Source organism: Candidatus Pelagibacter sp. IMCC9063 (genome assembly GCF_000195085.1).
Lineage (GTDB): Bacteria > Pseudomonadota > Alphaproteobacteria > Pelagibacterales > Pelagibacteraceae > IMCC9063.
The window spans coordinates 808,860-832,676 of the sequence record NC_015380.1; the positions used below are offsets into that span (position 1 = coordinate 808,860).

A 23,817-nucleotide genomic window follows, 5' to 3' on the forward strand; every position below is an offset into this window, starting at 1 on the left:
TTAATTTAATTTGCTTTGTAGGTTTTTGTTGATTGCTTCTAAAAATTGGCTGGTTGTTAAGAATTTTTGTTCCCCACCAACTAAAACAGCTAGGTCTTTCGTCATTTCACCTGTTTCAACTGTTTCTACGCAAGTTTGCTCAAGAGCATGAGCAAAATCTATTAATTCCTGATTACCATCTAATTTACCTCTATGTGCCAAACCTCTCGTCCATGCAAATATTGAAGCAACAGGATTGGTTGAAGTCTCATTTCCTTTTTGATGCTCTCTATAGTGTCTAGTAACTGTTCCATGTGCTGCCTCTGATTCAACAGTTTTTCCATCTGGAGTCATTAAGACGCTAGTCATTAATCCCAAGGAGCCATATCCTTGCGCAACAGTATCACACTGAACATCGCCATCATAATTTTTGCAAGCCCAAACATAACCACCACTCCATTTCATTGCACAAGCTACCATATCATCAATAAGTCTATGCTCGTATGTAAGTTTATGTTTTGCAAATTCATCTTTAAATTCATTGTCAAAAATTTCTTGGAATAAGTCTTTAAACCTTCCATCGTAAGTTTTTAAAATTGTATTTTTAGTCGATAAATATACAGGCCATTTTCTTAACAAGCCATAATTCATGCAAGATCTAGCAAAATCTTTAATCGATTCATCTAAGTTATACATTGTCATGGCTATTCCAGACCCTGGAAAGTCAAAGACATCATGCTCAACTGTGTCGTTACCATCTTCCGATGTCCATTTAACAGTAAGCTTTCCTTTACCGGGAACTTTAAAATCTGTTGCTCTATATTGATCTCCATAGGCATGCCTTCCAATAACGATTGGATCTGTCCAGCCTGGTACTAATCTTGGAACATTTTTCATAATGATTGGTTCTCTAAAGATAGTTCCACCTAAAATATTTCTAATAGTCCCGTTGGGAGACTTCCACATTTTTTTTAATTTGAATTCTTCAACTCTAGCTTCATCAGGAGTTATGGTCGCACATTTTACACCAACACCATATTTTTTTATTTCATTAGCGCTATCTATGGTGATTTGGTCATCAGTCTTATCACGACTTTCCATTCCCAAATCAAAGTACTTCAACTCAACATCAAGGTATGGAAGGATTAGTTTATTCTTAATAAATTCCCAGATAATCCTGGTCATCTCATCACCGTCAAGCTCTACTACTGGATTTTTAACTTTTATTTTTGCCATGTTATTAGTTAATTTAAGAAAATGTGTTATATACAAATCAAAAAATTTAATCAATTATAATTTAATGTTAGAAATAATTTTTCCAAAAATACACAAAGAAGGTAAAAAGATATTAACAATAACTCTTTCAATCAACTTTTTGGTATTTTTTTTATCTGAGACATTAGGATTGTTACTAATTATTATTAATGTTTGGGTTTATTACTTCTTTAGAGATCCTGATAGAGTTTCCATAGGTGATGATAATTACCTTGTTAGTCCTGCAGACGGAAAGATTAGTATGATTACAGAATGCAATGGTCCCAAAGAAATTGGAATGGAAGAAAAAACATTTACTAGAGTCAGCGTTTTTATGAATGTGTTTGATTGTCATGTGAATAGAGTTCCTACTAAGTGTGATATAGAAGAGATTTTTTACAAGCCTGGAAAGTTCATCAATGCTTCACTAGATAAGGCTAGCGAACACAATGAAAGAAACATTTTAAAAGTAAAAGGAAAAAATGGAGACGAGTTTGCAATTGTTCAAATTGCAGGATTGGTTGCTAGAAGAATTGTTTGCGAAACGGATGTTGGAAAAGAATTGAATCAGGGAGATAGATTTGGAATTATTCGTTTTGGAAGCAGAGTTGATTTGTATTTTGACAGTAGTTACCAACTTTTTGCAAAAACTGGCCAAACAGTTGTTGCTGGTGAATCCTTATTGGCTAAAAAAAAATAAGTATATAAAATACACCTGCTATGAAAAAAGCAATTAGTATAAGATCAGTTATACCAAATATTATTACCGTACTGGGTTTGAGTTTAGGTTTAACCGCAATTAAATTTACCTTAGTTCAAAATTTTCACAGCGCTATCATATGCATTGTGATAGCTGCAGTTCTAGATGCTGCTGATGGTAGAATAGCAAGATTAATAAAAGGAACTTCAAAGTTTGGTGCCGAATTAGATTCTTTAGCTGATTTTGTAAATTTTGGTGTTGCTCCAGCTTTGATGCTTTATATTTGGGATTTAAATGTTTATGGAAACTTGGGGTGGGTGGTTACATTAATTTATATTATTTGCTGCTGTTTAAGGTTAGCAAGATTTAATCTCACGTCTAACATTGTCAAAAATCCAATTTTAGATAATTTTTTTACAGGAGTCCCATCACCAGCTGGAGCAGGTATTGTGCTACTGCCTATTATTATTAGTTTAGGAAATTTTTCATTTCTTTTAGATGAAGCGCAGTATTTTCCAGTTATTATTATCATTATTTCCTCATTTTTAATGATCAGCAAAATTCCAACCTATGCTTTTAAAAAAATAAAAATTACCAAAGCTTACGTTTTATTAATTATGTTGTTTTCAGTTTTGTTATTTGGTTTCTTGATTACCTATACTTTCAATACTCTTTTTGTAATAGGAGTCATGTATTTAATGTCAATACCTGCAAGTTTTTTTCACTTAAGATATCTTAAAAATAAACATAATTTAAAAACAGACTCTGATGAAAGTTTAATTTCAGAAGATGTTTTGTAATATAATTTTACTTGCATTATTGTTTTGAAAAAATTTCAAAAAAAAAATTTAAGTCATAGCTCTAAGCTTTGGTTAACTAGACAATTAAATGATCCTTTAGTAGCTGAGGCTAAAAAACAAAACTATCGATCTAGAGCTATATTTAAGTTTTTAGAAATTAATGAGAAGCATCAATTTTTGAAAAATAATTTAAATATAATTGATCTTGGGGCTGCTCCTGGAAGTTGGTCTCAACACACAAGTAAAATTAATAAAGACGGAGTTAATATTGCGCTAGATCTATTGGATACAAAACCTATTAATAATTGTAAAATTATCAAAGGAGATTTTACTTCCGATGAGGTACAAAACAAATTAGTCAATTTGTTAGAAGGAAAAAAATTTGATATAGTTTTGTCAGATATTGCAGAAAACTCTACTGGGAATAGATCCTTAGATTCAATGAGAAGCAACATCATCACAGTTGAAGTGATGAAATTTTCACTAAAGCATTTAAAAAAAAATGGTAAGATTCTAATTAAGACCTTTTCAGGAGTGGGCAATGAAGAAGTTGTGGATATGGCAAAAAAGAACTTCTCAAAACACATCTTTATTAAGCCAAAATCAAGCAGGAAAGATTCAAAAGAGCTCTATTTGTACTGTATTTTATAATTTATTGACATTTGTCCGTAGGCAAAATAAATAGGATTATGGAACCAAATAAAGGCCTTACTTTTGATGATGTATTGCTAGTACCAAAGAAATCATCTCATTTACCCTCACATTCTATCACTAAAGCATTTCTAACTAACAACATTGAATTAGGTATCCCAATTATATCAGCCGCAATGGACACGGTTTCCAATTATCATTTGGCAATCGCGATTGCTCAGCTTGGTGGAATGGCATGTATTCACAAAAACATGCCTGTGGAAGAGCAATCACTGCAGATTAAAAATGTAAAAAAGTTTGAATCCGGAATGGTGATTAATCCAATCACTATAGGACCAGAAAGCGATATCTCTGATGCTATTAAATTAATGTCATCTAATAAAATTTCTGGAATACCTGTTGTCGATAATAACAAAACATTAGTAGGCATTATTACGAACCGTGATTTAAGGTTTGCCAAAGACACAAAAACAAAAGTTAAATCTTTAATGACCAAAAAAGTTGTAACCGTCGATCAAGGTGTGAAGCTAGAAAATGCTAAGAAATTACTACATGAACATAGAATAGAAAAATTAGTTGTAGTAAATAAAAAATTTCAATGCGTTGGATTAATTACAGTTAAAGATTTGGAAAAATCACAATTATATCCAGATGCCTCAAAGGACAGTAAGCAATCACTAAGAGTGGCAGGCGCAATAGGAGTTGGTGAAGAAGGATTGGTTAGAGCGGAACATTTAATTAATAGTGGTGTGGATGCTTTAATTCTAGATACAGCTCATGGACATTCATCTTCTGTTCTGACTGCATTAAAAAATATTAAAAAGAAATTTAAATTTAAAAATATTATTGTGGGAAATGTAGCAACAGCTGATGCTGCAAAAGAACTTGCTGATTTAGGAGCCGATGCAATTAAAGTAGGAATTGGTCCAGGCTCAATATGCACAACTAGAGTTGTTGCAGGAGTGGGGGTTCCTCAATTTACAGCCATCCAAAATGTTGCTAACGGATTAAAAAATTACAAAACTAAAATTATAGCAGACGGAGGAATAAGATACTCTGGAGATATCGCAAAAGCTATAGGTGCTGGAGCTGACATAGTGATGGTCGGATCTTTATTTGCTGGAACTGACGAGGCACCTGGTGAAATTTTTTATTACCAAGGTAGAAGCTATAAGTCTTACCGAGGCATGGGTTCTCTAGCTGCAATGGCAAAAGGTTCTGCTGATAGATATTTTCAACAAGATGTTTCAGATGCTTTAAAATTAGTTCCAGAGGGGATTGAAGGAAGAGTTCCTTATAGAGGTCCTGTAAGAAATATTATCAATCAGTTGGTAGGAGGATTAAAATCATCCATGGGCTATGTTGGAGCCAAAACTATTGCAGAGTTAAAGAAAAAAGCTACTTTTGTTGAAATCACCAATTCTGGAATCAAAGAAGGCCATGTTCATGATGTTCAGATAACTAAACAGTCACCTAATTATCCAACCGAAAGTTAAATGAAGTTTTTTATTATAATTATATTTTTTTTATATAGTGTCAGTTCATATTCAGCAGAGAATAATTTTTTCACTAAAGGTAAAACTTTATTTGATCAAAAAAAAATTACAGAATCAAAAATAGAGTTTGAAAGAAGTTTAGTTTCTGACCCTAAACACGTTAATAGTTATATTTTCCTATCTAAAATTTTTTCAGAAACAAAAAAACAAGACGAGGAAAAAAAAATTTAACAACTGCTTTATTACTTGATTCTAAAAATGAAGAAGCTCTTTACTTGATGTCCTTGCTTAATATTAAAGAGGGGGATTACAAATCCTTAGAAAAAAACTATTCTATTTTAAAGCTTAATTGCTCTAAGTTTTGTGATCAGCTAGAGGATTTAAACAAATCAATTAAAAAATTTAACAAATCATGAGCAAGGCAGTATCTGGCCAAAAAGTCTTGATTGTAGACTTTGGCTCTCAAGTTACACAACTAATTGCAAGGAGAGTTAGAGAACAATCCGTTTACTGTGAAATCATTAGTTTTGAAAATTTTAATAAACTTAAATCCATTGAAAATACCAAGGGCATTATTTTATCAGGTGGCCCATCCTCAACATCTGAAGCGAAATCTCCAAGAATTAAAAACTATGGCTTATTAAAAAACATTCCAATCCTAGCCATTTGTTATGGCCACCAGCTAATAGCTAAAAAATTTGGAGGTAGGGTTAAATTTACAAATAAAAAAGAATTCGGAAGAGCTGAAATTTATGAAAAATCTAATTCATTACTCACTAAGGGTTTCTTTAAGCAAAAAAAAAATACCGTTTGGATGAGTCATTCAGATCAAGTGATTAAAATAGGAGATGGCTTTTCGGTTGTAGCTGCTACTAAAAATGCAAAGTACGCAATTACCCAAAACATTAAACAAAAAATTTATACCGTTCAGTTTCATCCTGAAGTAGTTCACACCAATCAAGGAAAGCTTATTTTTAAAAATTTTATTTTTAATATTTGTAAATGTGAAAAAAATTGGACAGATAAATCCAAGCTAGAAAAAATAATTTTTGAAATTAAAAAAACCGTAGGAAAGAAAAAGGTTTTATGTGCCTTATCAGGAGGTGTGGACAGTAGTGTATTAGCGCACATATTAAAAAAAGCATTAAATAACAGGGTTTATTGTGTTTACATAGATACAGGTCTGATGAGAAAAAACGAGAGCAAGGAAATTGTTTCTATCTATAGAAAAAAATTTAAAAAAATTTTATTTATTTAAACGAAGGACCACTATTTCTAAAAAATTTACACAAAGTGTCTGACCCCGAGAAAAAAAGAAAAATAATAGGAAAAACTTTTATAAAAGTATTTGAAAATTTTTCCAAACAAAACAAAGGAATTGATTTTTTAGCCCAAGGAACACTTTATCCAGACATAATAGAAAGCCAAAGCTTTTCTGGAAGCCCTAGTTCTAAAATTAAATCGCATCATAATGTTGGCGGTCTTCCTAAAAAGATGAATTTTAAATTAATCGAACCATTCCGTGAAATGTTCAAAGATGAAGTTAGAAAGCTTGGAAAAAAAATGAACATCGAAAGCACTATTCTTGATAGACACCCCTTTCCAGGACCAGGATTGGCTATTCGAATTTTAGGCTCTATTAGCAATAATAAAATTAAAATTTTACAAAATGCTGATGATATTTTTATAAGAGAATTGAAAAAAAAGGGTTTATATAAAAATATATGGCAAGCGTTTGCTGCATTGCTTCCAGTAAAATCAGTTGGTGTGATGGGGGATAGTAGAACGTATGATTTTGTATGTGCCTTAAGAGCGGTCACTTCTACTGATGGCATGACAGCTGATTTTTATAATTTTAATTACAAGGATATCTCTGATATTAGTAACAAAATTGTAAATGAGGTTAGCGGTATCAATAGAGTTGTTTATGATATTACCTCTAAGCCACCAGGAACTATAGAATGGGAGTAAAACAAATGTATATCTCAGTAACAGGTCTAAAACCAAAAGGTTTAATTGGCTGGATACGATTCTGGATATTAACAATTCCAGCAGCTAAGGATGCTCAAAAAGCTGATGGAATACTGCATTGCGTGTTTAAATCTCGCAACGGGTTCCAACACACATTAACTGTGTGGAAATCAAAGAAACATATGCTAGGTTATTTGAGATCTCCAGCCCACGCAAAGGCTATGAAAAACTTTTCAAAGATTGGTGACGGAAAAACATATGGCTATGAAGCAGATGCTATCCCAAGTTGGGAAGACACATTGCTTGAGTGGGATAAAAATGGACGAATCCACTAAGATTTGTTAGAAAATGGTTACCAATTTTTCTTAACTAAGTGTGACTAAAAAATAATTTCACCTGAAATAATTGAATGGGAATAAAAAAAAATAATAAAATTAAAATTTATTGTAAGCAAAAGCGACCCTTGGTCTGTCTTACTGCTTACAACAAACATATGGCCACTATTCTGGATCCTTTTTGCGATTTATTGTTAGTTGGCGATTCATTGGCGATGGTACTTTATGGAGAAACCAGTACTAATAATGTATCCTTACAAACTATGATTGAGCATGGAAAATCTGTAGTAAAAGGATGCTCCAAAAGCATTATTATTGTAGATATGCCCAAAGGAACTTATGAAGTTTCAGCAATAGTAGCTCTTAAAAATGCAAAAAAAATCTTAAAAGAAACTGGTTGTGACGGAGTAAAATTAGAAGGTGGTGTAAAAATTTCACATACCATCAAGCTTTTAGTTAAAAATAAAATACCAGTTATGGGGCATATTGGACTTATGCCACAACAAGTAAAGCATCCGAAAAATTACAAGGTAAAGGGAAGGTCGTTAGATGAGCAGGAGTTAATTATAAATGACTTAAAGGCAGTAGAAAAAGCTGGAGCCTTTTCTGTAGTAATTGAGGCTGTCACTGAGAAATTGGCTAATAAATTAACTAAACTTTCTAAAATTAAAACCATAGGAATTGGCGCAAGCAAGAAATGTGATGGACAGATTTTAGTAACGGAAGATCTGTTAGGTTTTTTTAGTAAAAATGCTAAATTTGTTAAAAAGTATGCTGATATAAGCGGCTTTATCAGCAAAGCTATTAAAAAATTTAAATCTGATGTAATTAAAAGAAAGTTTCCATCAAAAAAAAATGTTTATTAAATGTCAAACGAATTAGACAATCAAGTATCAGAAAGTGTCTTTAATGATAAAATATCAAATTTTTATCAAAAGAGAAAATATTATATAATAGGATTAGCTATCCTGATTGTTTTAGTGCCTATTAGTTTTCAGATATTTTTAACTCTAGATGAAAAAAATAATTCAAAAGAGTTAGAAAAATACAGTGAGATAATTATTGGCAAGGATAAGAAAATACAAGAAGTTGAGCTAGAAAAATTATTACAATCCAACAATGAAAGTGTTTCATTGCTTGTCTTAAACCAATTACTTGAAATTAACAAAGATTCAAAAAAAAAATCAATTTCATTTATTGACCAGTTATTAAATGCCAATAAATTTTCTGAGAAAAATATAAAATTTTTAAAAATTAAAAAATCTTTATTGGTATTTGATACCGCCACTGAAGTAGAAATGTTAAATTTAATAGACTTAAAGAGCAAGGATTCTGCTTTTAGAAAAATGTCTTTCGAAATTATGTATGATTTTTATATTAGCAAAAAACAAAATTTAAAAGCCAATGACCTCAAGAGGTTAATTGATGAGAACTAGTCTCATCCTATTTCTTTCTTTCCTTTTATTAAATTGTTCTAAAGAAGTTGAGCTAGGAATAGATATAGAGAAGCTTAAAAACGACGGAATAACTGTTTTAAAAAAAATAAATAATTCAGAAAAATTGAATGAAAAAAAGTCTTTAATATCTAAAATTAATTTAGAAAATCCTGGTAATTTTAAGAATTGGAAACATCCTAATTTTAATTTTCAAAACTTAGTTCCACATCCAAAATATGAAGGAAATTTTTCTAGCATTAAAAAAACTTATAAATTCAAAAAAACAAAACAAAATACTTACATAAAAAATATTATTAAGGTTAACAACAAGATTGTTTATGTTGATGATTTTAGTAATTTGCATATTCTAGATGAGAATTTAAATTTGATGAATAAATTTCAAATTTATAAAAAAAAACTATTTAAAAAATATTCTTTAAAGTTCTCTATAGCATCGAATGATAATTTTGTTTATGTTGCAGATAATTTAGGAGGAGTGTTAGCATACGATATTGTTAATTTTAAATTAGCCTGGAGAATAGAGCTGGGAGTTCCTTTGTTGTCCAACATGGTTCTTTATAAAGAAAATCTTTTTGTTACCAACTCAAATGGAAAAATTTTCTCTCTAAATTCTATAGATGGAAAAGTTAACTGGAGCTACGAAACAGGCTCCTCTGGAGCAAGCTCTCATAAAGCATACCAATTAGTTGTAGCTAACGGTAAACTTTTGTTTTCTAACGATTTTGCCAATATTTATTGCATAGATCTTAAAAAACAAAATTTATCCTGGAGAATTACCCTGGAACGTGGAAGTGATTATAGTGATGTCTCTTTTTTAAAGCTATCTAATCTGGTTGTAGAAAAAAATAATCTTTTCTTATCATCTAGCTTTGGTTTAGTTCTTAAGATTGATATTGAGACAGGAAAAATTATCTGGTCTAACAATAACAACTCTGACATTCGACCATTAATAACAAAAAACCATATTGTATTTGTTAACCACAGAGGTATTTTTAAAATTTTCAATAAAGAAAGTGGAAAAATTGTTTTTCAAAAAAATTTATTTGAAATTTTAAAATCTAAAAATATTAAACTAAAAAAAACAAGAGTTAGTAATTTATTTTCTGCTTCTAATATCATTTATGTTTCCATAAACAGTAGATTTGTCTTTCAAATTAATAGTCTAAATTTAGAATCGATTGATTATTTAAAAATTTCTAAAAGTCCTCAGTCTAACCTCGTCTTTTCTGATGGATCTGTTTATTTTATATCCAACAATAAAATTTATAAAATTTAATGACTATTAATATTTCAATTGTAGGAAAGCCCAATGTAGGAAAGTCTACTTTTTTTAACAAAATTTTTTCTAAAAATATATCAAAAGTTGCTGATGAGCCTGGAACAACTAAGGATGTGATCTCCGAGTCTTTTTTGTTTGGTAATGAAGAGTTGGTATTTCACGATACCGGAGGACTTAAAAAAAAAGCCAAGTCTAAAGATGAAAATCAATCCTATATTACTAAAGAATGTTTAACTGCCATTAATAACTCTTCCATTGTTATTTTTATGATGGATGCAAATGACAAGTTTACCAAAAACGATAAACAAATTTGCAGAATGATTTTAAATAAATTTAAAACATTAATAGTTATTATTAACAAAGCTGATTTAATTAAGGATGAAATCAAAACTAGAACAAAATACTTTAACTATTATTTTGAAAATTTATTTTCAGATATTTTGATTAAGCCTCATTTCTTCTCTTCTATCATGGAAAAAAGCCCGGATGTTTTTCTTAGAAAAATTTGTAGCTTAGACCAATCTACTAAAATTATGATTAGTAACAATAAATTAAACACTTTTTTAGAAAAAACGAATAATTCCCATAGAGCTCCACAAAAGGGAAATTTTAGACCAAAAATTAAATTTTTAAAACAAGTCAACGCTAGACCTATTATTTTAAAAGCTTTTGGAACTAGATTAAAAGGAGTCAATAAAGATTATAAAAATTATTTTTTAAAACAACTGCTAAGTCATTTTGGCATTTACAATAAAGTAGTAATTATTAAGTTTGTAAATAACGAAAATCCTTTTAGCTAGAGTTATCCTGTAAAGTTACTGAGCAAAGATAATTGATTGTTTTTTTCAGTTTGGTTCTTAAAATCCTGGGGAATTACTGGATAGTCTCCAGTAAAACAATGATCTGTAAATTGTGGATTTTTATTATCTCTTTTTTTATGTCCTAGGGCCTTATAAACTCCATCTATACTTAAAAAAGATAATGTCTTAACACCAATAATTTTTCTCATTTCTTCTATGGTGTTATTCGCAGCTAATAATTCGGACACATTTGGCGTATCAATTCCATAATAATCAGGAAATTTAATTGGAGGACTTGAGATTTTCATATGTACCTCTTTTGCTCCTACCTCATATAACATCGAGACAATTTTTTTAGAAGTAGTTCCTCTGACAATAGAATCATCAACTAAAATAATTCTTTTATTTTTTATTAATGCTCTATTTGGATTGTGTTTAAGCTTAACACCTAATTGTCTAATCTGTTGAGTTGGTTCAATAAACGTTCTTCCCACATAATGATTTCTTATTATTCCCATATCAAATTGTATTTTTGACTCTTCGGAATATCCAATGGCTGCAGGATTACCAGAGTCTGGAACTGCAGATACTAAGTCAGCTTCTGTAGAAAATTCTTTAGCTAGTTGTTTGCCCAGATCTTTTCTATATTCATAAACACCTTTACCTCCCACAATGCTGTCTGGTCTTGAAAAATAAATATATTCAAAAATACATGGTCTGGAATTTTGTTTAGGAAATGGCTTGATACTTTCAATACCGTTTTTGTTAATAATTACTATTTCACCATTCTCAACTTCTCTTATAAATTCTGCCCCAATTATATCTAAGGCACAAGTTTCAGACGCAAAAATATAAGAATCTCCAAGTTTACCTAATACCAAAGGTCTGATTCCGAAAGGATCTCTAATACCAACAAGCTTTTTATTAGTTAGCATGACCATTGCGTAGCCACCCTGAATTTGAAAAATAGAATCGATGATTTTATCGATAATTTTAGTCCTTCTTGATTTTGCTATTAGCTGAACAACTGTTTCAGTATCAGATGTTGTTTGAAATATTGCTCCTTCTTTGACCATTTTCTCTCTAATGTGAATGGCATTGGTAAGGTTTCCATTATGCGCAATGCTAATACCACCCAAATATAAATCAGCAAAGAAAGGCTGAATGTTTCTAACAATAGGAAGTCCACTCGTTGAATAGCGATTATGTCCAATAGCTGTATTTCCAGGTAGTTGATCGATTATTTTTTTACTTGTAAAGTTGTCACCTACAAGACCTCTTCTTTTAACCGAATGAAAGTTCTTACCATCAAATGTATTGATACCACACGCCTCTTGCCCCCTGTGTTGTAGTGCATGCAAACCTAACGCCGTAAGAGATGCTGCATCCTTATGGTTGTAAACACCAAAGACACCACACTCTTCTCTTAATCTATCGTCTAGCACAGGCAATCCATTACATTAAATGACACAAAGAGTCATTTAGTAATTTTATCTACGTTTTCTTTACTTCTTTCTATGTATTCATACCGTTTGGGAAGATTTTCAGTTAAGAATTCTTGACCCCATACAATGGATGTAAAAAATTTTCCTTCATTTAGATTCGAACTCCATTTAGGAAAGGGGTGAACAAAATGCAAAAAAGTAAAGATAGATACGAAATATACATACCCTTTTAAAAATCCAAAAACAAAACCAAAAAATTTATCTACTCCTCCAAGACCTGTCCAGGACATGGTCTTCTTCATTCCCTTAGAAACCAGAATTGTCAGAAATAGAAAAATAATAAAAATTATACCACCAAATACTATGTCATGAGTGAATTCTGATTCAATGACATTTTCAGTATACGGAGTTGCAAGGGGTAAAAATATTTTAACTGCAATGATAGATAGTATCCACTTTAAAAAAGACAAAAGGCTAAGAACAAATCCATTCCTTAATGACAAAAAAGAATTTAAAATTAAGAAAAAAATAAAAATAAAATCAATTGTTGAAAAGATTTCAATAGAATCTAAAAAATTATCCATTAGTTTCCGGAGCAAATTGAATAAGAAGTCTTGGCAATAGAGTTAGAACCAAAATTAAAGCAGTGATCATTGCCAAACCAGTAAAAAGACCAAAATAAATAGTTGGTATGAAGTTTGAAAAACCCAATATAGAAAAACCAAAAACAATTGTTACTGAAGTGCTTATAATTGCTTTTCCTACGGTGTGATGGCAAATGTAAACAGCATCATTTTTATTTTTACGTTCTTTGATTTCCTGTCTAAATCTATAAATGTAGTGAATGCTATTATCGACTGCTATTCCTATGGTGATCGCAGCGATAGTGATGGTCATCATATCTAGCGGTATATTTAGAGCTCCGATAAAACCTAACACAAAAAAAGCAGCAATAAAATTTGGAACAGTTCCTATGAGAGAGTAGGTTAAAGACCTGAATAAGATTAAAAACATTAGAAAAATTCCTAGCATGACAATTCCTAAAGTTTTAATTTGAGAATCAAATAGACTCTGAAGTAAATTGTTAAATATTATTAACACGCCCGTAATCTTGAATTCGTCTTGCTTGAACAAAAACTTTGTTTGCAAATCAGATTGAATTTTTTCTATTAACTCTTTTCTTCTAAGATCTGGTTTGGAATCCAAAATTCTCATGCTAATTCTAGCCTCATCGTTTTGTACGGAGATATAAGGATTTATGATATTTCTTTTAATATCTTCAGGTAGCTTATTATACAAAACACCCATTTCAAGGGATCCAAGTTTTTTTCCATTATTTAAACTTTCAGCAATATCTAAAATGGAAGAAAAAGATAAAACTTTTCCAATATTCTGATTTTGTTCTAGATATTTATGAACCGATATAATTTTATCTATTTTATCTCTGGTAAACCAATATTTGTATTTTTCATCAAAAGCTTGTTGTTTATCCTCACCTAAGTAGTCATCTTTTTTTACAGTAGATCCTAAAAAATCGTCCTCTTTATTTACAACGGTCGTTTTTTTAAACTTTAAAATTATTTCTAGCGGAGTTGTTCCTCCTAACTTTTCATCTATATTTTTCATGCCTTTGTAAATTTCAGTCTTACTACTAAAATAATTAATAAAACTATTCTCTACTTTTAGTTTGCTAATTCCATAGATCGAAAAAATAATTAAGAATACAGACAAGGAATAAATTAGTTTTGGAAATTGAGTAGAAATATGAGCAAGCAATTCAGCAAATTTAGATTTTTTTTCTTTTATCTGAACAGATGCTTTTGGATTAAAAACAAGAATTAACGAAGGTAATAATAGAAAAGACAATGCAAATGATACTAACAGGCCATAAGTCATCATCCATCCAAAGTCCATCACAGGTTTAATGTCGCTAAATACTAAAGACATAAATGCACAGATCGTAGTCAGAACTGCATAAAAAATTGGATAAAAAATACTGGAAGAGGTTTTGGTAACAAGATCAATAGGTGTAGCGTTTTCATTTTCATTTTTTATCTGAATGTATCGAACTAGGTAATGAATGTTCATAGAAATGGTTAAGATCAGCATCAGCGCGATGAAATTTGAAGAGATAACCGTAACTTTCCATTGTAGAGCTCCTAAAAAACCCACCATTATCAATATAGAGGAAAAACAATTGATTAATGGAAAGGCTACCCATTTCAAATTTCTAAACACCATCCATAAAATAAATATAATAAATGCAAAAACTCCGAATCCAAAAATAACAATATCATTTTTGATAAAAGTAATCATGTCGTCGGCAATCATGGGAATTCCACTAAGCCTAATTGTTGCAAATTGATTTTGTTTAGCAATCAAATTCTTAATTTCTTGGTTGTAGCTTGATATTAAATCGCCCTGTTTCTTTTTCTCTATATCTAACTTTGCATTAGTTTTTTTTAAATCAGCCAGCAGACTTTCGTCAGGATTATTATTCTCCAGTAATCTCGACTTCTTAGAAATAAGATCTAAATATTGTTTGTTTTCTTTTAGATAGACGACAATACCAAATGTCTTTGAATCTTTGCTTATAATAAGATTTTTGTAGATAGGACTACTGGTAAGTTCTTTAATAGCAGTTTCAAATTCTATATTTGGACTTGTAATATATTTAAGATTTTGAATCCTCTCCATTAAAGGCTCATTAGTACTCTGCAGTAATGGAGCATTGATAACACTAATAGTTTTACTTACCCAGTTCAAGTTATTGATCTTAGTAACAAATTTCTCCAACTCTAAAACAGAATCTTTGTTTATAACGGCTTTAGGCTCGTAGGTTAAGATGAAGAATTCTTCTGAGCCGTATCTTTCGTTAACTTCTCTAAGGTATTTTAGATCTGGGTCATTTTCTAACAGCAGAGTATCGGCGGAGGCATCTAATTTAAAATTTTTAGAAAAGTATAGCGAACCTAGGAGTATGATAATTAGGCTTAATAGAATTAGTTTAGGAAAATTAAGTAATTTTTTATACATACAGAAATAACTTTCTAGATGTACTTTTTATCATATCTTTGAGACATACAAGTAATAATTCTGTAAGGAATAGTACCTGTTTGTTTTGCAAAATCATCAATTGTGTAATCAGAGTTGTATATGTCAATCATGTCCCCAACTTTGACTTTATTTTTGAATTTAGTTACATCTAAAATAATCAAATCCATAGATACTCTTCCTATAATAGGAATTTTTTTTCCCTTAAATAGAAAAAAACCTTTATTGCTTAAACGAATATTTAGTCCATCCGCATACCCAATAGGAATAGTGGCAGTTGTAGTATTTTTCTTGGTATAAAAAGTTCTAGAGTAGCCAATAGACTCTCCTTTTTTAATTTGATTAATTTGAGTAACAGGAACCTTGAGAGAAACTGCATGTTTGATACCTTTGTGAAACGTTCTTTTACCGCCGTAAAGACTAATACCAGGTCTAACCATGTCATAATGATATTGTTTGCCTAAAAATATCCCACCCGATGCCGCTAAGCTATATTTGCAATTAGAAAATTCTTTTTTGATCTTCTCGAATCTAGCCTTTTGAATATTGTTATAGTTATTATTTTTTTCATCCGCACAAGCTAAATGACTCATAAAAGTTATATCTTTAAATGAATATAGTTTTTTTTATTTTTTTTAATTTATCAATATCCTTTTCTTGAAAACCAAGTCGGTTCATTCCCGTGTCTACATGTATCATGATATTACGTTGGTAATTTTTTTTAAGATATCTAGTCCACTTTTCAAATTGCGAATAGGTATTTAATACAGGAGTTAATTTATTTTTAAAAAAAACAGATTCCTCCTTTATACCAAGTCCATTTAATACAAAAATATTAATTGATTTAAATTTTTTTCTAATCTTTAAAGCTTCCTTCACATTAGCTACGAAAAAATTTTTGCACTTAAGCTTAACTAAAGATGCTACAATTTTATTAGCCTCGCCCAATCCATAACTAGAGGCCTTAACAGTAGCGGAAACCACGGATGGCTTACAAAACCTTTTTAAAAATAGGTAGTTATTTTTAATAGATGTTAAGTTGATCGATACTTGTCCTGAAGAATGTTTCATAGCTTTAAAGGCTATTTATATAAAGGATTTCTTTATTTCTGTAACCAAGAATTTAAGATTGTGTGTCTTTAAATTTAGTATATGCACTTTCAAACTCAAGTCTTATGATACCAGTTGGGCCGTGTCTTTGTTTTCCAATTATTAGCTCTGCTTGACCATGAATTAAGCTCATTTTCTCTTGCCATTCTACGTGCTCAGCCGTACCAACTCTTGGCTCTTTTTTTTCTTCATAGTATTCTTCTCTATAAACAAACATCACTACATCTGCATCTTGCTCAATAGATCCAGATTCTCGCAAATCAGACAGTTGTGGTTTTTTATCATCACGCTGCTCTACAGCCCTAGATAGCTGAGATAATGCTAAAACGGGCACATCTAATTCTTTTGCTAATGCTTTTAAGCCTTGCGTAATTTCTGCTACTTCTTGAACACGACCTTCATTTCTGTAGTTTCCAGATTTCATTAGCTGAATGTAATCAACTATAATCAAATCAAGTCCATGAAGTCTTTTGATTCTTCTCGCTCTATTGCTTAAAGTAGAAATAGTAATAGCTGGAGTGTCATCTATAAAGAGTGGTAAGTTTTCCAAATTCTTTGAGCTTTCAATAAACTTTTCAAACTCATCTTGATTTATATTTCCTTTTCGTATGTCATTTGATTTTACTCTAGATTGCTCAGATAGAATTCTTGTTGATAGCTGTTCAGATGACATCTCTAAGGAAAAGAAGGTGACAGTAGATTTTTTATTATTCTCCTGTATTTGTCTTGCCGCATGAAAAGCTATATTCGTAGCTAGGGCTGTTTTCCCCATGGATGGTCTTCCAGCAATAATTAACAAATCTGATTTATGCAAACCTCCTAATCTATCGTCCAAATCCCTTAATCCTGTAGGGACACCAACAATTCCACCTTCATTTTTATAAGCAGAGGATGCAACAGCAATAGTTTCAAGTAGAGCTTCTTTAAATTCAACGTAAGACTTATTGAATTTACCACGCTCAGCTATATCAAATAATTTTTTTTCTGCAGATTCTATGATTTGTTCAGCACTAATTTCAGAATTTTTATTTTGAGACTCTTCAAGCGTTTCTTTAGATATGTCAATTAAATTTCTTCTTATCTTTAAATCGTGAAGTAAATTAGCGTAGTATTTTATTTGAAGTTTGGAAGTCGAAAATTTAGTAAGCTTAACAAGATACTCACTACCACCTATTTCATTTAATTCATCCTCATTAGAAAAAAAGTTTTTCAAAGTAATCGGGTTGGCTAGCAAGCCTTTAGCCATTAAGTCACTAATGATTTTGTATATTTTTTTATTGATAGGATTGAAAAAAAAATCTTCATTAATATCTGCAATTTCATCAAATATTTCATTGGAGAGCAATATGGTTCCTAACACCGTCTGCTCAGCTTCAAGATTTTGTGGGGATGTGTCTAATCCAGATAATATTTCCACATTTTTAAGAGAGCTCATGAACTATAATAGTATTATCTAACACCAAAGGTTCAACAATAATGTTTTGACGGATGTGTGGAGAAGTTAGTTAAATATTTGGATTATTCAACTTTTGGTTTTACATTTAAATTGATAGCAGCAATTACTTCAGCGTGTAAATTAATGTAGACTTTTGAAATACCTGTATTTTTTAATTGACCTTTTATTTCAATTTTTTCTGCAGATATATCTAAATTTTTTTGCTCTTTGATCAAAGTCACAATTTCTTTAATGTTAATAGATCCATAAAGCAGACCATTTTCCATAGCTTCTTTGTAAATTTCCAATTCCACATTGTTTAGTATTTGGAATGTTGCGTTAGCTTTGTTTTTTTCAATTTCATTTTTCTTATTGATTTCGCTCTTTTGCTGGTCAAAATATTCAGTATTTTTTTTATTGGCCACTAGAGCTTTTTTATTTTTTAATAAAAAATTTCTTGCATAACCATCTTTGACAGTTACCTTTTCACCGATTGCTCCAAGTTTTTTTATATTTTCTAGTAGAATTACTTGCATGTTAATTACCAACGTATGGCATTAAAGCCAAAACTCTTGCTTTTTTAATTTCTTTAGAAAGCGCCCTTTGTTTTCCAAAAGATACATTGGTTATTCTGCTAGGCAAAATTTTCGCAGTATCTGATACGTATTTTTTTAATAGTTTGATGTTTTTGTAATTGATTTCAGGGGCACCCTTACCACTTAACGGACAAGACTTATTTGGTTTAGCCGTAGATTTGTTAAAAAGTGCATTACCACCTTTATTGAATTTTTTTTTACCTTTTTCTTTTCTTTTAACCATTATGAAGTTACCGTTAGACCAGATTCTTCTTCTGGTATTTTTTTAATTTTCATAGAAAGAAATTTTATTATTCTTTCATCATATCTTTCAAATTTTTCCAATTCCTTGATAACCTTACTATTTCCTTCGATATAAAGGTTGCTGTATTTTCCTCTGTAATTCTTTTTAATAGAATAAGCTAAAGATCTTACTCCCCAATTTTCTTCTTTGACAATTTTGCTGTCATTTTTCTTTAAAATTTCTTCAATCTTTTCTTTTATAGAGTTAGAACTCTCTTCATTTAGTTCTGGGACAGTAATATATGTATGTTCGTAGTAGTTCATTTAATAATTATAAGTGTTTAAAAAAACAGTTGAATATAATATTATCTTCGTCATATCAAGCTATATAAAGAACTTATTACATTGAAAAAATCAATATTATTTCCAGGCCAAGGGTCCCAATATGTCGGTATGGGTCTTGATGTTTATGAAGCTTTTGACGAAGCCAAAGAGGTATACCAGGAAGTAGATGACGTTTTGCAAAGCAATTTGAGCGACATTATCTTTAGAGGCGAGGCTTCGGATCTGAACCTAACAGCTAATACCCAGCCTGCAATTATGGCAACAGGTGTTGCTATATTTAGGGTATTGCAAAAAAAGAATAACCTTAAAATTACAGATTTTTCTTTTTGCGCAGGTCATTCTTTGGGAGAATACACAGCGCTTGTTTGTGCAGAATCTTTAAGTTTAGCCGATGCTGCAAAAATATTAAGAGCTAGAGGTCAAGCAATGCAAAGCGCAGTCAAACCGGGGGAGGGCAGTATGGCGGCTATTCTTGGTTCAGAGATTAATGACATAGAACAGTTGATTAAAGAATCTAATTGTTCAACGGTTGAAATTTCTAATGACAATTGCCCAGGCCAAATAGTAGTAAGTGGAAAAAAATCAGAAGTTGATGAATGTTTAATTGCTATTAAGCAAAAGCTTTCAAAAAAAAGCATCTCACTTCCTGTATCTGCTCCTTTTCATTGCCAGCTAATGAAACCTGCAGCAGAAGAAATTAAAGAATTAATTATGAGTCTAAGTATGAAGAATCCTCTCATCCCCATAGTTTCTAATGTAACTGCCGAAGCCGTTACCCAGGCTGATGAAGTTAAACAACTACTGATACAACAAATTTATAAAAGAGTACGATGGAGAGAGATCATTGAATACATGTTTAAAAATTCTAATGATAGTTTTCTAGAAATAGGACCTGGCAAAGCACTTAGTGGCATGCTTAAAAGATTTAAAAAAGAAATTGAAATTAAAAACTACAACAATAGAGAGGACCTTGAACTATGACATTTTCAGACTTAAAAGATAAAAAAATAATTTTAACAGGAGGATCTAGAGGCATCGGTCTTTCAATGTTAGATAAGTTTTATGCGATAGGATCTAAGGTTTTAATTATTGGATCTAATAAAGAAAACTTAGAAAAAACGAAAGCAAAATACCCGAACATTCTCACAGAGGCGTTTGATTTGGGAAATCATGATGAAATACCTGATTTATTCAAAAAGTGTGTTGAGCAGTTAGGTGGCCTAGATGTATTAATAAATAATGCTGGAATCACAAAAGATAATTTGGCTATAAGAATGAAAAAAGAGGAGTGGACAAAAGTTATTGATGTAAACCTTACTTCTAGTTTTTTAATGGCTCAAGAAGCCATCAAAGTTCTTATCAAAAACAAATCCGGATCAATAGTTAATATTAGTTCGGTTGTTGCTCACTTGGGAAACGCAGGACAGGTTAACTACGCGAGTTCCAAAGCTGCTCTTATTGCCATGTCCAAGTCATTGGCTAGAGAGTATGCTAAAAAAAATGTTAGAGTAAACTGTATATCTCCAGGGTTTATCGAATCAGATATGACCTCAATTTTAAAAGATGATCAAAAAGAAATGCTATTAAAGAACATTCCTATGGCAAAAATGGGTACAGGTGAAGATATTGCAAATATAGCAATGTTTTTAGCGTCGAACCTATCTGGTTACATTACAGGGGAGACAATACATGTGAATGGAGGCATGTATATGGCTTGATTAATTTCATTTATTGATCTAAAGAAAAATATAATCATATAACAAAAATAGAAAGATAATAATGAGCGAAGTTGGAGATAAAATTAAAAAGATAATTGTTGATCATTTAGGTGTTGATGCCGAAAAAGTTACTGATGAGGCTAGCTTTATCGATGATCTTGGTGCTGATAGTTTAGATACAGTAGAATTAGTTATGGCATTTGAAGAAGAATTTGGAGCTGAAATTTCAGACAGCGAAGCAGAAAAAATTCTAACAGTTGGTGATGCTATAAAATTTGTTGAGAATAGCACATCTAAATAAGTTTTTTGTTAAAAGAAAAAAAAGGGGAGTTCTGATTGTTATTTCCTCCCCTTCGGGTGCGGGTAAAACTACTATAGCCAAAAAATTAGTTTCTAAAAAACTCAACATCGAACTTTCGGTATCCCTAACCACTAGAAAACCAAGATCTAATGAAATCAATAAAGTAGATTATCATTTTGTATCCAAGAAATTTTTTCAAACAAAGATTAAGCAAAAACACTTTCTAGAACATGCAAAAGTATTTGATAATTTTTATGGAACGTCCCAAAAAGAAATTACGAACAAGCTAAGCAAAGGCAAAAATATCCTATTGGATATTGATTGGCAAGGTGCAAGGCAGGTCAGAAAAAAAAAGGCAACTGATACCGTTAGTATATTTATTCTACCCCCATCCTTAAAGGTTTTGAAACAAAGATTAATGAAAAGAGAATCTAGCTTGGCATTTGTTAATAATAGAATGAGTAAAGCTAAAAAAGAAATAGCGCATTGGAATGAGTATGACTATGCAGTTGTTAATAAAGACTTAAAACAATGTTTAAAAGAAATTAAAAAAATTTTAGAAATACAAAAGCACAAATCATCTGGAAAAACTATTTTAAAATTTTAATCCTTTAACAGTTTTGTCAACTGATAAAAATTTTCTTTACTTATATTTTCCGCTCTCAAGTCAAAATACTGATCTAGCTTATTTTCTTCAATAACTCTTTCATCAAATAATTGCTTGATTTTATTTTTCAGTTTTTTCCTTCTATTAGCAAACAAAGTTTTAGATAAAAGCTCAAGTTTATGAATATTTTTATTATTTATAATAGTTTTTTTCAAAGGAACAAATTTAATCATAACCGAATCGACTTTTGGAACAGGAAAGAAGTCATTTTTATTTATGTCTAAAATTTTTGAACACTGAAAGAAGGCAGATACTATCAGAGATATTCGTCCATATTTTTTTGAATTTTCTTCTGAAAGAATTCTTTCCCCAACTTCCTTTTGAAACATTAAGATCATTTGATCAAACCATGGGTTAGTTATGTATTGATTAATCCATTTAAGAAGTAGTTTCAGAGAAATGTTATAGGGAAGGTTGGAAATTATAGTTACATTTTTTGAAAACACGGATGTTTCATCGAATTGTAATGCATCTTCATTAATTATCCAATGCTCCTTTTTAGCAAAAACATCATCCAATTTTTGAATTAAGCCCTTATCTATTTCAACAGCTAGATACTTTTTTGGATTAATTTTAACAATTTCTCTACTTAAAGCTCCATCGCCAGGACCAACCTCATAAACTATAGAATCTTTAGTGATGTTTGCAGATGTTATGATTTGATCAATAATAGTTTGGTTATTTAAAAAATTTTGACCAAATTTTTTTTTCATATTTTTTTATAGTGCTTTTCAAAAAACTTTAAAGCAGCAATAAAACTTTCAGGATTGGCTAGGTTTTTATTCCTTAAATTGCTAGCAGTACCATGATCAGGTGAAATTCTTAAAAAGGGAAGACCTAAAGTTATATTTATAGCATCAAATTTATGGATATATTTAAAGGTTGGAAGCACTTGGTCGTGGTAATGACCCACCAAACAATTGATTTTTTTTTTATTAACTTCATTAAATGCTACGTCCGGAACTAAAGGGCCAATTACCCTTATCTTGTTTTTAATTAGTTTTTTAATAGCAGGATTAATAACACTATTCTCTTCTGTGTTTTTTTCAAAATCCATACCGCTATGAGGGTTCAGACCCATTACTCCAATCATTGGTCTCTTGACACCAGGAATATTTTTGTAAAAATTATCTATATTAGTAATGTTGGTAATAATTTTTTTTTGGTTTAAATTTCTAGATACATCTTTAATCTTAATATGCGTTGTGTTTGGGCATACGGAAAAATTTTGATTATACAAAAGCATTGTTTCTTTACCTTTTTTATTAAATGCATCTGCAATATATTCTGTAAATCCAGCGTAATTCCCTGGCAAAAAACGCTTATTAAGCGGTAAGTTAATTAATCCATCTGCTTCTTTATTTTTTAGAAGTTTAAAGGCAAGCTCAAAGCATTTTTTTAAATAAACTTTTGTATTCGTACCTCTTTTAACATTCAAGAAATCTATTAATTTGTTATCTTTTTTAATATTATTACAGAGATCTTTTTGATCACCAACAAATAGATACTTGTTGTGTAGCTTTTTTTTAAAAAAGTTTTGAGATTTTTTTATAATTTCATAATTAATGCTAAGTGGATCAGAAGTTAAAATAAGAATGGTTTTTTTCATTTTATTATTTTAATTAACAGTTCTCTTTTTGCCTGCTCAAGGTGAGCTCTTGAATAGAAATCAAATTTTTTATTTTTTGCTCCTGCAGTCAATTTCTCTTTTTCTTTAATAGTGTCAGGATTGTTTGAATCCACATATCCTAATGCAGTTAATTTTTGTTCAATTTCATTAATATTAACATTTAGTTTCCAGCTATATTTTCTCGAAATTAATACATTCCAAGCATAGTCTATCTCACTTTTTTTTTTAATCTTATTAAAAATTCTTTTAGATTTAATTCCGTTATCGTTAAGTTTTTTTTTAAGATTAGTCAGTGCTTGGTTTGTTATTGCTTCTTTAATTTCAATTTTATTATTTATTATTTCAATTTCCTTAGAAGCCTGATCCACTAAACCTTGAAAAGCTGATTGTTGTAGTGTGTTTTTTTCTATTTCTTTAAAGTTATTTAAAGCCCTGATAATTAACATCTCATCTTTTAAATCAATGTTAGTAATAGAGATGTTGTTTACAGTTGCTAGTGTTATTATTTTTTCATTTGAATTGGCAGTCGTAGAGAAAAAAATAATAAAAATAAATAATATTTTTTTCATTTG

The 23,817-nt window shown here is 30.5% G+C and carries 27 protein-coding genes and 1 pseudogene; 15 read left to right on the forward strand and 13 right to left on the reverse strand.

All coding sequences use genetic code 11. From position 1 onward, the window contains the following. Window positions 1–1,215 carry an NADP-dependent isocitrate dehydrogenase gene (locus SAR11G3_RS04255; protein WP_013695548.1) on the reverse strand — a complete coding sequence of 405 codons (1,215 nt, stop codon included), beginning with the start codon at window positions 1,213–1,215 and terminating at the stop codon, window positions 1–3. A gap of 64 nt (window positions 1,216–1,279) precedes the next feature. Between SAR11G3_RS04255 and SAR11G3_RS04260 the strand changes: the two genes are divergently transcribed. The 11 genes and pseudogenes from SAR11G3_RS04260 (at window position 1,280) to SAR11G3_RS04310 (ending at window position 10,722) form a co-directional block, all read left to right on the forward strand. After that, window positions 1,280–1,933, forward strand: coding sequence for a phosphatidylserine decarboxylase (locus tag SAR11G3_RS04260; protein WP_041862510.1), 654 nt, complete (start codon window positions 1,280–1,282; stop codon window positions 1,931–1,933). Window positions 1,934–1,953: 20 nt separating this feature from the next. Next, on the forward strand, window positions 1,954–2,733 hold the full coding sequence (pssA, locus tag SAR11G3_RS04265) for a CDP-diacylglycerol--serine O-phosphatidyltransferase (protein WP_013695550.1): 780 nt from the start codon (window positions 1,954–1,956) through the stop codon (window positions 2,731–2,733). A 24-nt stretch (window positions 2,734–2,757) separates the two neighbouring features. Beyond that, window positions 2,758–3,384 (forward strand): RlmE family RNA methyltransferase, encoded by a 627-nt coding sequence (locus SAR11G3_RS04270; RefSeq protein WP_013695551.1) that lies wholly within the window; start codon window positions 2,758–2,760, stop codon window positions 3,382–3,384. 38 nt (window positions 3,385–3,422) lie between these two features. After that, window positions 3,423–4,880, forward strand: coding sequence for an IMP dehydrogenase (gene guaB / locus SAR11G3_RS04275; RefSeq protein ID WP_013695552.1), 1,458 nt, complete (start codon window positions 3,423–3,425; stop codon window positions 4,878–4,880). After that, the gene (locus tag SAR11G3_RS04280) at window positions 4,881–5,111 is read left to right on the forward strand and encodes a hypothetical protein (RefSeq protein WP_013695553.1); all 231 of its coding nucleotides are present in this window, start codon (window positions 4,881–4,883) and stop codon (window positions 5,109–5,111) included. It begins immediately after the preceding gene. A gap of 181 nt (window positions 5,112–5,292) precedes the next feature. Further along, window positions 5,293–6,851, forward strand: a pseudogene (gene guaA, locus SAR11G3_RS07810) (glutamine-hydrolyzing GMP synthase). Continuing rightward, window positions 6,842–7,186, forward strand: a complete 345-nt coding sequence (locus SAR11G3_RS04290) for a hypothetical protein (protein WP_237697282.1) — start codon at window positions 6,842–6,844, stop codon at window positions 7,184–7,186. Before guaA ends, SAR11G3_RS04290 begins: the two are co-directional and overlap by 10 nt. A 74-nt stretch (window positions 7,187–7,260) precedes the next feature. Then, window positions 7,261–8,052 carry a 3-methyl-2-oxobutanoate hydroxymethyltransferase gene (panB, locus tag SAR11G3_RS04295; protein ID WP_041862363.1) on the forward strand — a complete coding sequence of 264 codons (792 nt, stop codon included), beginning with the start codon at window positions 7,261–7,263 and terminating at the stop codon, window positions 8,050–8,052. Then, window positions 8,053–8,622: a hypothetical protein gene (locus SAR11G3_RS04300; RefSeq protein WP_013695560.1), complete on the forward strand. Its 570-nt coding sequence runs from the start codon at window positions 8,053–8,055 to the stop codon at window positions 8,620–8,622. It begins immediately after the preceding gene. Further along, the gene (locus SAR11G3_RS04305; protein ID WP_013695561.1) at window positions 8,612–9,919 is read left to right on the forward strand and encodes a PQQ-binding-like beta-propeller repeat protein; all 1,308 of its coding nucleotides are present in this window, start codon (window positions 8,612–8,614) and stop codon (window positions 9,917–9,919) included. The genes SAR11G3_RS04300 and SAR11G3_RS04305 overlap by 11 nt, the downstream gene beginning before the upstream one ends. Beyond that, window positions 9,919–10,722, forward strand: coding sequence for a GTPase (locus tag SAR11G3_RS04310; RefSeq protein WP_013695562.1), 804 nt, complete (start codon window positions 9,919–9,921; stop codon window positions 10,720–10,722). Before SAR11G3_RS04305 ends, SAR11G3_RS04310 begins: the two co-directional genes overlap by 1 nt. Before the next feature lie 2 nt (window positions 10,723–10,724). On the opposite strand, the gene purF is transcribed toward SAR11G3_RS04310, so the two are convergent. From purF to rpsF, 9 genes are all read right to left on the reverse strand, one after another. Then, the gene (gene purF, locus SAR11G3_RS04315; protein ID WP_013695563.1) at window positions 10,725–12,167 is read right to left on the reverse strand and encodes an amidophosphoribosyltransferase; all 1,443 of its coding nucleotides are present in this window, start codon (window positions 12,165–12,167) and stop codon (window positions 10,725–10,727) included. Between the two features lie 32 nt (window positions 12,168–12,199). Beyond that, window positions 12,200–12,751 (reverse strand): CvpA family protein, encoded by a 552-nt coding sequence (locus SAR11G3_RS04320; RefSeq protein WP_013695564.1) that lies wholly within the window; start codon window positions 12,749–12,751, stop codon window positions 12,200–12,202. Further along, window positions 12,744–15,203, reverse strand: coding sequence for an efflux RND transporter permease subunit (locus SAR11G3_RS04325; protein WP_013695565.1), 2,460 nt, complete (start codon window positions 15,201–15,203; stop codon window positions 12,744–12,746). Before SAR11G3_RS04325 ends, SAR11G3_RS04320 begins: the two co-directional genes overlap by 8 nt. A gap of 14 nt (window positions 15,204–15,217) precedes the next feature. Further along, entirely contained in the window at window positions 15,218–15,814 is a 597-nt protein-coding gene (locus SAR11G3_RS07700; RefSeq protein WP_013695566.1) for an alanine racemase, read from the reverse strand. A gap of 13 nt (window positions 15,815–15,827) precedes the next feature. Continuing rightward, a complete protein-coding gene (locus tag SAR11G3_RS07705) occupies window positions 15,828–16,292 on the reverse strand; it encodes an alanine racemase (protein WP_013695567.1) in 465 nt (154 codons plus the stop codon). A gap of 52 nt (window positions 16,293–16,344) precedes the next feature. Beyond that, on the reverse strand, window positions 16,345–17,766 hold the full coding sequence (locus SAR11G3_RS04335; protein WP_013695568.1) for a replicative DNA helicase: 1,422 nt from the start codon (window positions 17,764–17,766) through the stop codon (window positions 16,345–16,347). Between the two features lie 83 nt (window positions 17,767–17,849). After that, window positions 17,850–18,302: a 50S ribosomal protein L9 gene (gene rplI / locus SAR11G3_RS04340; protein ID WP_013695569.1), complete on the reverse strand. Its 453-nt coding sequence runs from the start codon at window positions 18,300–18,302 to the stop codon at window positions 17,850–17,852. A gap of 1 nt (window position 18,303) precedes the next feature. Continuing rightward, the gene (gene rpsR, locus SAR11G3_RS04345; RefSeq protein WP_013695570.1) at window positions 18,304–18,585 is read right to left on the reverse strand and encodes a 30S ribosomal protein S18; all 282 of its coding nucleotides are present in this window, start codon (window positions 18,583–18,585) and stop codon (window positions 18,304–18,306) included. Beyond that, a complete protein-coding gene (gene rpsF, locus SAR11G3_RS04350) occupies window positions 18,585–18,908 on the reverse strand; it encodes a 30S ribosomal protein S6 (protein WP_013695571.1) in 324 nt (107 codons plus the stop codon). The genes rpsR and rpsF overlap by 1 nt, the downstream gene beginning before the upstream one ends. 81 nt (window positions 18,909–18,989) lie before the next feature. On the opposite strand from rpsF, the gene fabD reads away from it, so the two are divergent. The 4 genes from fabD to gmk all read left to right on the forward strand — a co-directional run bounded on the left by fabD (window position 18,990) and on the right by gmk (window position 21,555). Next, window positions 18,990–19,910 (forward strand): ACP S-malonyltransferase, encoded by a 921-nt coding sequence (gene fabD, locus SAR11G3_RS04355; protein WP_013695572.1) that lies wholly within the window; start codon window positions 18,990–18,992, stop codon window positions 19,908–19,910. After that, complete coding sequence (gene fabG, locus SAR11G3_RS04360) at window positions 19,907–20,647, forward strand: 3-oxoacyl-ACP reductase FabG (RefSeq protein ID WP_013695573.1); 741 nt, start codon at window positions 19,907–19,909, stop codon at window positions 20,645–20,647. The genes fabD and fabG overlap by 4 nt, the downstream gene beginning before the upstream one ends. A 61-nt stretch (window positions 20,648–20,708) precedes the next feature. After that, entirely contained in the window at window positions 20,709–20,948 is a 240-nt protein-coding gene (locus SAR11G3_RS04365; protein WP_013695574.1) for an acyl carrier protein, read from the forward strand. Beyond that, on the forward strand, window positions 20,926–21,555 hold the full coding sequence (gene gmk, locus SAR11G3_RS04370; protein ID WP_013695575.1) for a guanylate kinase: 630 nt from the start codon (window positions 20,926–20,928) through the stop codon (window positions 21,553–21,555). The genes SAR11G3_RS04365 and gmk overlap by 23 nt, the downstream gene beginning before the upstream one ends. On the opposite strand, the gene rsmA is transcribed toward gmk, so the two are convergent. The 3 genes from rsmA to SAR11G3_RS04385 are packed head-to-tail and all read right to left on the reverse strand — an operon-like array spanning window position 21,552 to window position 23,814. Next, the gene (gene rsmA / locus SAR11G3_RS04375; RefSeq protein WP_013695576.1) at window positions 21,552–22,328 is read right to left on the reverse strand and encodes a 16S rRNA (adenine(1518)-N(6)/adenine(1519)-N(6))-dimethyltransferase RsmA; all 777 of its coding nucleotides are present in this window, start codon (window positions 22,326–22,328) and stop codon (window positions 21,552–21,554) included. The genes gmk and rsmA overlap by 4 nt on opposite strands. After that, a complete protein-coding gene (locus SAR11G3_RS04380) occupies window positions 22,325–23,224 on the reverse strand; it encodes a 4-hydroxythreonine-4-phosphate dehydrogenase PdxA (RefSeq protein WP_013695577.1) in 900 nt (299 codons plus the stop codon). Before SAR11G3_RS04380 ends, rsmA begins: the two co-directional genes overlap by 4 nt. Then, window positions 23,221–23,814 carry a hypothetical protein gene (locus SAR11G3_RS04385; protein WP_013695578.1) on the reverse strand — a complete coding sequence of 198 codons (594 nt, stop codon included), beginning with the start codon at window positions 23,812–23,814 and terminating at the stop codon, window positions 23,221–23,223. Before SAR11G3_RS04385 ends, SAR11G3_RS04380 begins: the two co-directional genes overlap by 4 nt. Between the last annotated feature and the right edge of the window lie 3 nt (window positions 23,815–23,817).